Here is a 13,668-nt window from a genome sequence, read left to right as displayed (position 1 = left end):
ACCGTTTATTTTAAAACCTTACCTGCAATCATTTCTGTACGGACACTGGCTTTTATCGTTACACATTCCTTACCTGCACTTTCGCCATGAGGCGTAATGGTATAAGCTCCCACGTGAGCAGGAACAATGAAGGTTTCAGCATAATGAATAATATAGGGCTCAAAGCGGTTGTCCGGACTCTCAATAATGACCTCACGGCCTTCTACCAGATTCAGTACATTCACAATACCTTCCGTGTGATGATGAACTTTTTGGGTAAACCAATGTCTTCGGGTTTCAATAAATGACCAGGCATCCAGTCCGGTACGTTCTTCACGCCATCCTTCTCCTTCAGCAACCTGTTCTGTGAGGTTCAGGATGTGCTTTTGGGTCCATGAAGTGGTGCGGTCACACTGTATTACGTTTTTGCCGTGTTCAAGAGATATGGGGCGGGGCTTTCCGTCCAGTCCCATTCTTCCCCAATCCCAGAGTTTAAAAGTAAAAATATAAGGGGTAGCACTTATTTCCAGTACTACAGAATTGGCTCCCGAGCAATGTACAGTTCCGGCTGGGATTGATACATGATCATGTTTGCGGACGGGCCATTTTTGGACATATTCTTCAGCATCAAAAGTGAGGTGATCATTTTGAGCTGCAGTAAGCGCTTTCATCATACGATCAGGGTCCACATTTTCTTTCAGCCCAAGATATACAAAAGCATCGTCTCCGGCATCCAGCATATAATAGCTTTCATCCTGAGTATAAGACATTCCGAATTTTTCTTTGATGTATTCTTTCAATGGATGTACCTGTAAACTTAAGTTTCCACCTTCCATGGTATCCAGAAAATCGAAACGAATAGGAAATTCATCCCCAAAACCTTCATAGACCTCTTTTCCAAGTAAAGCATCCGGCTGGAAAAATACAAGGTTAATGGATGGGGTTTCTACAATCTCATCTCCAAATCCTAATAATAAACTGTTTTCTTCCGGTACACAATCGAATCCCCAGGCAAAATTGGGCGCATTTCTGTCCAGATCACAGATTTCTTTCAACCATTGTCCACCCCATGGCCCCGGATCAAAGAAGGGAACTACTCTGAATGGCTGTTGTACCGTTTGCTGAAGAGCTTGAAACAAAGCCTCGGTACTTATCATTTTAGGTTGGTTAGGGATGGTTGTATCCAAAACAAAATGACAGGTATTCAGAATTCTTTTTTTATAACGGTCACATACTCGCCAGTCTACAAAATAAGCATGTTTGTATTGGTAAGAAAAAGCATCGGTATAATTACTTCTGCCCAGATTGCATGCTGTGTTGTTTCGGAAACGCATCTGTATTTCCCATCGTGGCATATCGGCATACATGGTAATATCAGGCTGGCTGGTAAGCAAAGTTGCTCCAGGCCCTATAACTACTGTATAGTCTTTGGTTTTATCGATTTCTTGTTGAATTTCCAATACTTTTGAAGAATCAAAATAATCTTCCATTTGCAACTGTGTGATATAGCCAAACACAGGATCATCTGTAACATATTCCTGTACCATTGCGGCAATGTCGTCTTCAGATTTCATTGCTTCTGAAGTATCAATGATCCACTCGGGATTTAAGAATTCCTGCACAGAAGTAATGATCTCTTGGAGAAAAACTCCGGGATAACATTCAATGGCAATTATTTTAGGCGTATTTTTTTTAATTTCTCTGAAAATATTTTCCCAGCCTGTTACGCAGGTATGGTTTTGTATTTTAATGACAGGAAACTTATTGAAATTTGATTTCATTCGGGTTTTTTATTAATGATTAACAAGATGTGCAATTCCGAGCAAAGCTGCGGTAACGGAAAATGCTCCTTCTGTAAGGTGTACCTTTCCCCACGGAGTCCAGGCATGAGTATCTATATATTGTTTGATGTAAGGAATAATCTGTGAACTGCTGCCCATAATTCCGCCCGTCAGTACAAGGACTTCCGGATCATAGGAATGGATGAGGTTAATAGCACATGCAGACCATGCCTGTAAACTTTGATCCCGCAGCTGTAAAGCGGTTATATCACCTTCTTCAGCAAGTCTGAAAACGAGTTCATAATCAATAGCAAGAGATTCAGACAGTTTACTTCCGATAAAATTTTTATGTGACCTTGCCATTGCCGGAAGATTCCAGGTTGAAGCTTCAGTTTCTACACAACCTTTATTTCCACAATTGCAGGAATCTCCTTTATAGTTGATTACAGAGTGGCCACCCAATATGCCGGCTGTGAAATGCTTGCCCTTCAGCAATTGTCCTTCTATAATAGCAGCACTTCCAACTCCGGTTCCCAATGTCATCAAGACAACATTGTCATAGTTTTTTGCATTTCCATATTTCCATTCTCCCAATAATGCAGATCGGGCATCATTTTCTATAGTAAAAGGAAGATCAAATGTCTTTGAACACCATTCATTCAGGTCAATATCAGGAGCATCTCCGAATTTTTTATCAATAGAAAGAATTTTTTTCTGAATACTGTCCACAATACCCGGAGAAGCTATTCCCAGTCCTGCAATATCTGCGGTGGAAAGTCCAAGTTGATGTAGCATGTTTTCCACAGTTTCCTGTATGAAAGGAAGTCTCTGCCGGAGACCTTTACCGGAATGAGCATCAATGGATGCAGAAGATAAGACAGTATCACCTTGAATGATTCCTGTTTTAATTCTGGTTCCACCCATGTCTATAGCAATTACTGGCTTTGACATCTGCTGTTGTTTTAAATGTTTTAAAATAAAAAATTAAAGAGCTATTCTGATTTCTATTACATCCATTCCGGACAAACTAATCTTTTCGTCGGGAGACAATACTTTCCCGCTTTTAAGCTCAGTAATCTTTGATGGTTTAAGCTGTTCCCATAAGAAAGCAGCAGTCTGTTCTTTTTCAGAAGGGTTGTAAAGCCTGATGAGAAAACCCTTATCTTCCTGTGGGGTAACACTTGTCACTACGATATTGTCATTATTTATGCGGAAAAGACTTTTTCCGGCAGGTGATTTTTCTTTGAGAGGAATAGCGATAAGAGGATGTGTAAAAGCAGTTGCAGACTTTTCATTTTCTACAGCATTAAAAGCTTGATGCGGGCGGAGTGTATAATGATAATGCACCGGCCCTTCCTGATCTGCTTTATAATTAGTATGCCAGTAGTTGTTCATCGCATAGCTGAACCAGTGAGTCGTTCCCGGAGTTCCCTGATCTTTCCATTTTTTGTGGCTGTTATCAATAGTCATTCTTTCATCAATCATTTCTGCTGGTTCAATCAATGGGGTTTCCAGCATCATCCACTGCATTCCCTTTTGTGCGGAGGATGCATCTACCCAGCGGCGGCTGTACCAGTAATCCATATTGGAGCCGGGAAGCTGATCTTTAAGATATTTCATCGTTCCATAACCAGCATCTATGGTGATATTTTTAAAATCGGCATTGAAAGGAAAGCCAAAATGAACAGATTCTTTTGTACGAACAGGTTTTTTATCTACAATATTTTCCAGCGCTACTTCATCACTTCCGGCTGTAAGCGTAATGATTCTTTCTAATTTTTTAGTTCCGGGAGCTTCTGATGTAATTGAAACCCTTGCGATCACAGGACCATTTTCCAGTACTTTTACCTTTACATCAGCATTTGATACAGCTTCTTTGGGATCAGATCCCGGAACATACCAATAGCTGTTCAATCCCTGATCATTGAAGCTTCCTGCATAATTTGTTGAATTGTTATCTGTAAAGCTGGTAATGCTTCCCGTTTTAAGATCCCACGTCAAAGACACTTTTCCATTGGAAATTCCGGTGTCTGTAATTGTAAAAGAATTTGATGTTGCTGCTTTGTTCTTGATGACAGTATAGGTTGCAGATCCTAATGCAGGAATATTTTTAGCAAAGAAAACCATGGTTCCGTTCTGCAATTTCTGAAGAGAAATTTTATTTCCGGAAATATCCTGTACAGCATTTCCCAAAACCGTTTCCGGAATTGTAACCATACCGCTTCTTGTCCATGATGAGGTGTTGAAAACGGCAATTGTTTTGGAAGAAGGATCAGTAAGAGGCTGCAACAGTTCTTTTTCTAACTTTTCCGCTAAAGAATTTCCATCAAGAGAAAACTGTCTTTTCACTTTCCACTGATCTGCCACGAACGGAAGATCCGGAGCTGTAATACTGTTGAATGCCCCCCATGTATGCTCATGAAAAAGAATAACATTTCTCCAGGCATCATAAAACCCTTGATGATTATATTGGGCTGGGTTCAGCATAGCATAAAGTGTTGTAAGCTGTTGCAGCTTCAGGCTGCTGTTCCGGTTGATTCCTTCTTCTTTGGCGGTAGACATTGCACCGTCTTCCCAATAAGGACTGATATCACCTTTTACTACAGGAATCTGATTACCGTATTTTTTTTCAAATACTTCAAACATCTTTTCATTGGTGCTTAGTATGATTTTAGGTGAAGTATATTTTTTATTCCATTCATCTACAAATCTGGAAACGGAAGGATCTATCGGGCCATTATCTGCTACAATATTATAGCGCCATTGTACCATATCATATGGATAATTGTTTTGGGTAAGATCATTCAGATATTCTGCAATTTTTTTCTGTCCGGTTTCAAATACAGCTCCGGGATGCACACCGTGCCATGAAGAATATCCTCTTCCTGCAGTCCAGAATAATATTTTTTCTTTTCCTGAGGGAGATTGCCACCATACAGGCCTATCACCCCAGTTTTTCACAAAATTTCCTACTCGGTCACCCAGATAAGGATTGGTTTTTCCTAAATAATTAGGTCCGCTGGAAAAATATTTTACTCCGGATGAAGTTAAGGCCGGAACTAATGCCCAGGCAAATCCCGGTACATCAGACATCATCGCGCTGTTGATCTTTAAGCCAAATTCTTTTTCAAGTTTTTGGGCATATTCTGTATAATGGAAAAGTTCTTCCGGCTGGCTTAGTCCCGTCAAAATATTTCCGTACATGGCAGAAAGACCTATTCCTCCTTCTTTTACTGCTTTTACAAAAGCCATTTTCTCCTCAGCAGTTGCATTTTTCATAAAGTTTTCCACATCCCAAAGGGCTTCCACATTCCATTTGAAGCGGGCTTCTTCCGGAAGATTTTTGGTTTCTTCAACCATTTTGATGGCATCATAGATATTCTGGGTATGAATCTTTTCTACCTCGGCCTGCAGATGAGAATATCCTACATCTGTATGAGAATGATGGATGAAATAGAGTGTACGGGGCACTACTTTTCCGGCTTCAATATTTTTTCGGAGAAGTTCTTTTTTTTCTGAGGTTACGACCAGTTGTACCTCACCTCCTTCAGACGATAATGTAATAGGAATATCGAATGTCTTGATTCCGTCCGGCATAGTGAAAGAATGATTGTTTTTACCATCTATTGTTGCCGTTATCTTCTGATCCGGACCAAAATGTAAAGTAGTAAGATTGATCAGGCGTTTTCCGTCTTTTAATATAAAGGGAGTAGAAGAAGCGTCTATTTTTTCCTCAAAAGTAAACTTATAAGTCATAAACCAATCCCGGCTGTTTTGAGCCAGGCCTACCAGCTTTAAACGAAGAGGTTTTCCTGGAGTTATTTTACTGATGGGAACCCGCAGATATGCAATCCCATAAGAATCTTTCAGACCGTCCATTTTAGTTTGATGGAATACAAAAGCAGTACTGTCAGCAGCTTTTGAAATCCAATCCGGACGTTGATTGGCAGGGTAGGTGCTGAGGGTTAATGCTTTCTGATCATTGATGTACAGATCAAAATTTCGGATTCCTCCGCTGGTTCCCGATGAATGTGAAACTAACCAGCTGAAATATACATAAGGGCCGGTATTTTTTTGTGGTGCAGGAGCTGTTTCCCATTCTATAGTTTTTGCACCATCCGTGGTACGGGTAAGTAGTGCACGGGTGGCATGATCCGGAAATGCAGAAAAATAATCGATGTTTTCACCCGTTATTTCACGGTTGTATCCGTTTATAGGCTGTATATTGCCAAAATAGGGCACTTTTTTCTGACCATATGCAATATTGCTTATCAGGAAAGATACAAGCAAAATAAAATACCTGTTATACATAAGCTTAGTTTTTATAATTATATGTTAGAATGTTTGAACATATTAGTTGCCCGAAAATATTATTTTCCCGGAGATTTATTAATATCTATGGTATAAGTAAACTTATCCGAACGGTAATATCCCACATTATACTCTACAGGTTTACCATTGATGTCATACACAAAGCGCTCACGTTTCAATACCGGAAAAGAAGCAGATACTTTCAGTTTTTTTCCTATCACAGAACCAGCCTGGCAGGCACTTATGTTTTCCCGGGAACGATGTACGGTTACTCCATGATGTTCCTGCAGCATGCTGTATAACGGCATATTAAAGTCATCATTTTTATCAATTCCTATCCTTGGGTGGAAGCAGCTTTCAAAATATACAATTGGATCTCCGGAGCTTTCTCCTTTTAACTTTGAAAGTTTGAATATTTTTTTGTCTGGTGTACAGTGAAAGAAATTACATATTTCTTCATTGGGCTGCACCATAGTTGTTTTCAGCAGCTGATTAATGACATGGATTCCTTTTTCATGCATTTCTCTGGTAAAGCTGTACCAATGATCCAGGCCTGTTACCAGACTTTTCTTTTCAGCAACACGGGTTCCGATTCCTTTTTTACGGATGATCAGTCCTTCGTTCTCAAGCTTGTTTGTGGCCTGACGGATGGTATTTCTGGAAACTCCCCACAGATTCGCAAGATCAACTTCTTTAGGTAATAAAGCCCCCTTTTTATAAACTTCCATTTGGATAAGTTTACGGAAAAGATCCTCTACCTGTACATGCAGAGGGAGTTTGCTGTTATGATCAATTGTAAAATCCTGAGTTGGTATGTTCATACATATAAGAAAGTGTAAATATAGTATTTTTTTGATTTGGTGAAGATTTTTTTAATTATTTCTAAAATAAAAGATGCAAAAGCCAGGGAGAGAACATTGTTGAAATATAATATGAATTGATTCTTCTGAAACGCAAAGTTTTATTTTTTAGAATGAATATTCCAGGAGACAAAGAGTGAAATCAATTTCATTGATTCTTTGAGATATTCATAAAGCTTCTTCTGCGACAAAGTCGAACTTCTGAGCTCCCTAAAAATAATAGATTTGAATTACCTTTCTTTGCGTTTAAAACAGATTCCACAAAAAATATGATGGCAAAAAATAAACCTTATAGACCTCTAAGACCTATAAGGTTTTGTTTATTTAGAATTTTTATACAGGTGGTTCATCCCAAATAAGAATTTCACCCGCTAATAGTACTTCCAGCTTAATTCTTCCAGCTTCCAGCTTTTAAAATGTCACATCCAGTCCTACATAGAAGTTTGCCTTCATAATCGGTGCGTATACCATTCCACCATCAAAATAATTTCCGAAAGGATTTTTAAAATCTACAATCGCATTTTTCTGATAATAAGAAGTAAGATTTTCCCCTCCTAAGTAAGCTCTGATCTTTTTATTGAAGTTTCTTGAAATCTGAGCGTTAAGAACCGCGTAAGATTCCGAATAAGTCGGTAACTGAAACTCTGCCGGATTAGTTGAAGTATCAGGAAGTCTTTGCTTTCCTACCCAGTTTAAAGTAGTATCAAAACTCCAGAATCCTCCTTTATCACTCTTGTTGGTCGAATAGGCCAAGTTCACAAATCCTCTGTGTTTTGCCATGAAAGGAACTTCTCTTCTTCCCCCGATATAATCAGCCTGTACATCATAATACTTATAAGCAAGTCTTACATCAAAGTTTTTGAAAGGTGTAAAATCCCATTGAGTCTGAAATGAATTGGCAAATGATTTTCCTTCCAGGTTATAAAACGTCAGCTGCTGAGGAGATTTGTCAAGATCCACCAATACCTGATCCTGGAAATCTGTTCTGAAGAAATCTGCGATGATACTGGATTTTCTTCCGAATAATTTGAATTCCTGCTGTAAGCTGGCACCATAGTTCCAGGCAATTTCAGGTCTTAAACCATAAATATTTCCTCCGTTTGGTAAAATATTAATCGCTCTGTTTGAAGCAAAATACTGTTGGCTTTCTGCAAATACATTCGCAGTTCTGAATCCTCTTCCCGCAGAAAGTCTTAAAATAGTCTGAGGTGTGAAATCATATTTAAAATTAAGTCTTGGTGTAAATTGTGTTCCTGCCAGATTATGAAAATCTACTCTGGAACCTGCTACTAAAGTATATTTTAAACCAGTTAAAGTATATTCAGCAAAAATTCCCGGTACAATTTCATTTCTTCTCAAATCATTCAATAAATAGGTTTCTTTGTAACCGTCGTATAAGAAACTTGCTCCCGCTTTATACTTATGGTTGGAATTTCCAATGATGCTTTCAAAGATTAAATTGGAATAATAAGTGTGCTGCTGTCCTGCATAATTTCTCAACCCGAAGTTGCTATCCTGCTGATGATACACATACTGGTTCATCCAGCCGATACTCTGGTAAGGTTTTCCTTTAAAAACATATCCTGTCTTATTCCAAACCTGGAATCTCGAAATATCGATTCCTACTCCGTAAAAAGGCTGCTTGTCCTGACCAAGTTTTTTATCAAAACCAACCTGTCCTGCCGTTCTTTCATCTCTGATAAAATTAATTCCGAAGTGAGATCCGAATCCTGACTTTTCAAGATCATTATAGTTCAGTAAATACGCTGCATTGATCTGGGTGCCTTTCGGTCTGTCCAGAAAACCATCATCATTCATATCCGTATTCCCGAAAGTTCCGTTTCCGTGAAGAAGAAAAGTTTGTGACCATTTATCGTTGATGGGGGAGACATTGGTAATATTCACTTCAGCTCTCCCATTGAAATCAGCAAAAAGGTTCAGTGAAGTTTCCGGAGTTTTCGCATTCTTCAAAAGTTCAGTATTAATCTGCCCTGTGATGCTTTCATAACCATTCGTTACAGTGCTTCCTCCCTTAGTAAGCTGGATACTTTCAATCCATCTTCCCGGAATAAAATTTAAGCCATATGCAGAAGCAAGTCCTCTGATTTCAGGTAACTGTTCTTTAGTTAAGCTGGTATATTTCTGATCCAGACCAAGCATTTTCAGCTGTTTTGTCCCGGTAACTGCATTACTGAAAGAAACATCTACGGTTGCATTGGTTTCGAAACTTTCAGAGAGATTGCAGCAGGCTGCTTTTAAAAGTTCTTTTTTATCAATATTAAAAACAAGTCCGGCTTCTTTCTTACTTAAAGCTGTTGCTGCCTTAGAACCTGTTACGACAACACCATCAATGCTTTTTTCATGCTGAGAATGATCTTCTTTAGCTGAAGAGATTGCATTGTCATTATGATCTTCATGTTTTGCTGCTTCTTCGTAATGCACTTTTGGATTAGGTTGGCCAAAAGTAAACTCTCTGTCATACAGACAGCATCCCGGAAGGCCATTGTAAACAGCATCTGAAGCTTTATATTTTTCGTTATCATGTCCTGCATCAGCAATAGCCTTTAAAATCTTATCTGATGAAGTTTTTGACGGGTCAAAATTTAAAGTAACTGTTTGTTTTTCTGCATTCCATTCTGCAGCAGTGGCTCCTGCATCTTTGGATGCCTTTTCAATTCTGGCTTTGCAGGATGCACAGTTTCCTCTTACATAGAATTCGTTTTCTTTTTTATCAGAAACCTTAGCACTGGTATGTTGTTCATGATGTGTTTCCGCCTGAGATGGCAGATCTCTTTTATACAGGCAGCATCCCGGAAGACTATTGTAAACTGTATCCGGAGCCTTGAATTTCTCATTATCATGGCCTGCTTCAGCCACTTTTTGCAGAATATCATCCGTAGATACCTTGTCTGTTTCTAAAGTGAGTGTCTGCAGGTCAACAGAATAAACGGCTGTTTTTGCGCCTGCTTTTTTGGCGGCACTTTCAATTCTTGTTTTGCACATTTCGCAGTTCCCTTTTACCTTGAACTGGTTTTTTGAAAGTGTTTGAGCAGATATAAATTGTGTAAATAGGAATAATGCACCAAGTATCAACCTGGAAATAGGTAATTTCATTTTGTTTAAAAGTTTAAATTAATTAAAAAACAGTCCATTACAGAGTATAATGAACCCATGATATTTTAATTAACCTATCTTAGGCGGCTGCCAGATTTCCTTTAAACGGTCTGAAAGATAAGGATCTGAATATCGAAACTGAGCATTCTTATTCGCTTTGTAATAAGACAGTTCCAGACGTAGATTTTTTGAAAAAGGGGTTTCAATAAAAGTGTAGCAGGCAACACATGATGAACAGCAGTCATCATTACATGATTTTGTTTTGTCATGTTTGCTGTCTTTTTTTGAAGAATGGTTTTTACAGCAGTCCATTTTCTTGGAAGATTCTGCTTTACAGCATGTTTCCTGCATCCCTTGCATATAGAAATTGTCCTTGGGAATTAGAAAAACTCCCAGGCAAAATACAATTGCAAGTAGGTGAAACAGCTTCATATCTGCAAAAATACAAAATTTATGGCAAAGGATCACCAACTTTTAGAGAACAGCTGTGCCAAGGTTCACCATGTGCAGGGTTTAATTTTGGTTTTTCTCCCATTGCCAGATTCTGCGCCGCCGGTGCGGGAGCAGGACTTGGAGTAGTCTGTACTGCATTTTGTGCAGCCTGTGGAGCCGGAACAGGTTTGCTGTTTAAAGGCTGTCCTACCGGAATATCACATCGGTGTCCGGGCTGTCCGTGCGGAGGATTCATCCCCGGAGCTGTTTTTGCCTGTTTCCCATTGTTGTCAAGGGTGATTTTACCTGGTGATACAGCATTCGGATCAATCTGGACAATATTATTTCCGTTTGTATTGATATTTTGTGTAGCTGGAGTAGCGGCAGCAGGCTGACCATTCAAAGGCTGTCCTACCGGAATATCACATCGATGGCCGGGTTGTCCGTGTGGAGGGTTCATACCTGGGGCCGTAGCCATTGGAGCAGGAGTGGAGATAGATGGAATGCCCGCCTGGTCCATTAGTGTTGTTTTTGAGGTTGTATTAAGGGCAACGCTGGGTTGTCCGGCATTGGCTTCTTCTTTTAAATAAGTAGCTCTTTCATCCTTTTTACAGGATACAGCTAATAGTGATACAGCGATCAAACCTATAAATGTATTCTTCATATCCATGGGTATGAAACAAAATTAGCAAAACATTTTCAATTGTTTTGCTAATTTTATACTTATAATTTGATTTTTGGATTAATTTTTTACCAAAAGTCTAAATCCTTCTCCGTGAACGTTGATAATTTCCAACCCTTCGTCGTCTTTTAATAACTTACGAAGCTTCGCGATATACACGTCCATACTTCTTGCTGTAAAGTAATTTTCCTTTTTCCAGATCTTTCTTAAAGCAAGATCTCTAGGCATAAAATCGTTTCTGTGAATACAAAGAAGCTTCAATAATTCATTTTCTTTAGGAGAAAGTTTGTATTCTTTATCACCTACTTTCAACTGTCTCAGCATAGAGTCAAAGAAAATATTACTGATTTTAAACTGCTCCTGCTCCTCATTTTCCAACGTAGAACTTCTCTGAAGAATTGCTTTTATTTTGTATAAAAGAAGTTCAGTATCAAAAGGTTTTGTAATATAATCATCCGCTCCCAACTGGTATCCTTTCAAAATATCTTCTCTCATATTTCTTGCCGTAAGAAATATGATCGGTGTATTTTTATCAATCTTTTTTACATCTTCAGCCAATGAAAACCCGTCTTTTTTAGGCATCATTACGTCAAATATGCAGATGTCGAATTCATTTTCTGTAAATTCTTTAAGTCCCTGCTCCCCATCAGTGGCAAGTGTTACTTCAAAATTATTGATCGTCAAATAATCTTTAAGCACTGCCCCGAAACTCTGATCGTCCTCTACTAATAATATTCTGTTGCTCATAATTTTAATAATTAATAATTAACAATTAAGAATGAACTTTCTCACTCTATCTTCTATATTTTGATATTTGGTTAAACTTTTTATAATTGATAAATGATCATTGATAGTTGATGTGAAGTAAGTTTTTTATCATTTATAACTTATCATTCATCATTTATCATTTGCATTTTATCCCATTGGCAGTTTTATCGTAAACGTACTTCCATTTCCTTTATGAGAGTCAACGATAATCTGTCCTTTGTGTAGTTCTACAATTTTCTTCACATAGGAAAGCCCTAATCCTTGTCCTTTTACATTGTGAATATTTCCGGTTTCTTCCCTGAAGAATTTTTCGAAAATTTTGGTTTTATTCTGGGTGTCCATTCCCATTCCTTTATCGGAAATTTCAATGATATACCAGTGTCCTTCATTTCTTGTTTCCACATGTATTTCCGGTGCTTCGGGAGAATATTTATTGGCATTATCCAGCAGGTTGACCAGCATATTAGAGATGTGGAATTCATCTATTTTAAAATTATAATGGGTGGCATTGAACTTTTGCGTAAGTGTTCCGTTTCTTTGCTGCACAATAAGATTGAAAGATTCTGTAGTTCTTTTGATCAATTCCCTTACATTGGTTTCTTTTAAAAATAGTTCTACTTCATTTCGTTCAAGCTTGGACATATTCAGCACATTTTCTACCTGCTTTTTCATCCTTAAGTTTTCCTGCTTAATCAGTTCGGAATAGTATTTTACCTTATCCGGATTGGTGGCAATTTTATCATTAGCCAAAGAATCCGTTGCTACGGAAATGGTTGCCAATGGTGTTTTAAACTCATGAGACATGTTGTTGATGAAGTCTGTTTTTACTTCAGCAAGCTTTTTCTGCCTCATCATATAATTGATGGAAATAATATAAATTCCAAGAATAGTAAGAAGGGAAAGAAATGTTCCCAGAAGCATCGGCCAGTTGTTCATCGCCAGGGAGTATTCTTTTTTAGGGAACACCAATGCGAGGCTGTACAACGTATTTTTTTTGTCTGCAAAAAGAGGAAAGCTGTAGATGTTACTGTCTTTTTTCTCTTTGTAAGCTTTATTCACAATGCTTGTAAGCTTGTTGTTTTTGTCAAGAACTCCATATCCGAACTTGGCAGATATTCCTCTTATTTTAAGTTCTTTAGCGATCACGGAATCAAGCGTTTTCGGATCTACTCTTTTGGTGATAGGAAGATTGTTTCCATATACTTTCACAAATTCTTTCATGGAATAATCTCCAGTTTCAATCTCCTGATTGATATCTGTGGTAAGAAGTTCACGGTTGGTAGTATCTCTCTTTATTTTATAGGCTGCTTCGTCCGTATACAAGGTGGTGAGTTTAATAGAATCCCCTTTTTGAGAAATTGGCAGCTGTGTTTTTTCAATAATGTTTTTAGAGTAAATAATCTGTCTCTGAGTGCCGGAGTCTTCTACCTGTTGAATAGTAGTTAAGGACGGCTGTTTACTGTTCGCAAGAATATTTTTTCTGAAGTCTTTATAATCCTGATTCAGGTACTTGTCCGCTTCAATCTCTTGAATATTTTGTGAAGTACTTTCCAAAACAGCATACACTTTATTTGAAAAATCCTGTTCCAGTACACCGTAATAGCCTTTCAACCAATAAAATTGGAGCGTCACAAAGACAATCAGTGAGATTGTCATAAACACTGAAATTATTGGGATGAATTTGTTATTCATTATTTAATTATATATGTTTTGGAAAAATGAATGTTAAAATTAATTTTTT

9 protein-coding genes are annotated in these 13,668 nt (G+C 38.1%); all 9 read right to left on the bottom strand.

The genetic code is table 11. The features are described 5' to 3' along the window. Nucleotides 1-5 precede the first annotated feature (5 nt). Complete coding sequence (locus tag SFA27_RS21925) at nt 6-1,760, bottom strand: class I mannose-6-phosphate isomerase (RefSeq protein WP_407294899.1); 1,755 nt, start codon at nt 1,758-1,760, stop codon at nt 6-8. Nucleotides 1,761-1,772: 12 nt separating this feature from the next. Then, nucleotides 1,773-2,711 (bottom strand): ROK family protein, encoded by a 939-nt coding sequence (locus SFA27_RS21920; RefSeq protein ID WP_407294897.1) that lies wholly within the window; start codon nt 2,709-2,711, stop codon nt 1,773-1,775. A 33-nt stretch (nt 2,712-2,744) separates the two neighbouring features. Then, nucleotides 2,745-6,071 (bottom strand): glycoside hydrolase family 38 C-terminal domain-containing protein, encoded by a 3,327-nt coding sequence (locus SFA27_RS21915; RefSeq protein WP_407294894.1) that lies wholly within the window; start codon nt 6,069-6,071, stop codon nt 2,745-2,747. A 59-nt stretch (nt 6,072-6,130) separates the two neighbouring features. Further along, a complete protein-coding gene (locus SFA27_RS21910; protein WP_407294891.1) occupies nt 6,131-6,892 on the bottom strand; it encodes a GntR family transcriptional regulator in 762 nt (253 codons plus the stop codon). Nucleotides 6,893-7,342: 450 nt separating this feature from the next. Next, nucleotides 7,343-10,045 (bottom strand): TonB-dependent receptor domain-containing protein, encoded by a 2,703-nt coding sequence (locus tag SFA27_RS21905; protein WP_407294888.1) that lies wholly within the window; start codon nt 10,043-10,045, stop codon nt 7,343-7,345. Nucleotides 10,046-10,114: 69 nt separating this feature from the next. Further along, nucleotides 10,115-10,477, bottom strand: a complete 363-nt coding sequence (locus SFA27_RS21900; RefSeq protein WP_052184635.1) for a hypothetical protein — start codon at nt 10,475-10,477, stop codon at nt 10,115-10,117. Between the two features lie 19 nt (nt 10,478-10,496). Further along, nucleotides 10,497-11,147, bottom strand: coding sequence for a hypothetical protein (locus tag SFA27_RS21895; protein ID WP_407294885.1), 651 nt, complete (start codon nt 11,145-11,147; stop codon nt 10,497-10,499). A 72-nt stretch (nt 11,148-11,219) separates the two neighbouring features. Further along, on the bottom strand, nt 11,220-11,906 hold the full coding sequence (locus SFA27_RS21890; RefSeq protein ID WP_002982671.1) for a response regulator transcription factor: 687 nt from the start codon (nt 11,904-11,906) through the stop codon (nt 11,220-11,222). A gap of 168 nt (nt 11,907-12,074) precedes the next feature. Then, nucleotides 12,075-13,619, bottom strand: coding sequence for a sensor histidine kinase (locus SFA27_RS21885; RefSeq protein WP_407294883.1), 1,545 nt, complete (start codon nt 13,617-13,619; stop codon nt 12,075-12,077). Nucleotides 13,620-13,668: the final 49 nt, after the last annotated feature.

This window comes from Chryseobacterium sp. HR92, assembly GCF_045689405.1.
Classification (GTDB): Bacteria; Bacteroidota; Bacteroidia; order Flavobacteriales; family Weeksellaceae; genus Chryseobacterium; species Chryseobacterium viscerum_A.
Note: the sequence above shows the minus strand (reverse complement) of the source record. Positions and strands in the feature narration are given on the sequence as shown.

Coding starts and splice junctions, on each gene's coding strand:
- SFA27_RS21925 (WP_407294899.1), bottom strand. CDS start 1,760: ATGAAATCAAATTTCAATAAGTTTCCTGTCATTAAAATACAAAACCAT.
- SFA27_RS21920 (WP_407294897.1), bottom strand. CDS start 2,711: ATGTCAAAGCCAGTAATTGCTATAGACATGGGTGGAACCAGAATTAAA.
- SFA27_RS21915 (WP_407294894.1), bottom strand. CDS start 6,071: ATGTATAACAGGTATTTTATTTTGCTTGTATCTTTCCTGATAAGCAAT.
- SFA27_RS21910 (WP_407294891.1), bottom strand. CDS start 6,892: ATGAACATACCAACTCAGGATTTTACAATTGATCATAACAGCAAACTC.
- SFA27_RS21905 (WP_407294888.1), bottom strand. CDS start 10,045: ATGAAATTACCTATTTCCAGGTTGATACTTGGTGCATTATTCCTATTT.
- SFA27_RS21900 (WP_052184635.1), bottom strand. CDS start 10,477: ATGAAGCTGTTTCACCTACTTGCAATTGTATTTTGCCTGGGAGTTTTT.
- SFA27_RS21895 (WP_407294885.1), bottom strand. CDS start 11,147: ATGGATATGAAGAATACATTTATAGGTTTGATCGCTGTATCACTATTA.
- SFA27_RS21890 (WP_002982671.1), bottom strand. CDS start 11,906: ATGAGCAACAGAATATTATTAGTAGAGGACGATCAGAGTTTCGGGGCA.
- SFA27_RS21885 (WP_407294883.1), bottom strand. CDS start 13,619: ATGAATAACAAATTCATCCCAATAATTTCAGTGTTTATGACAATCTCA.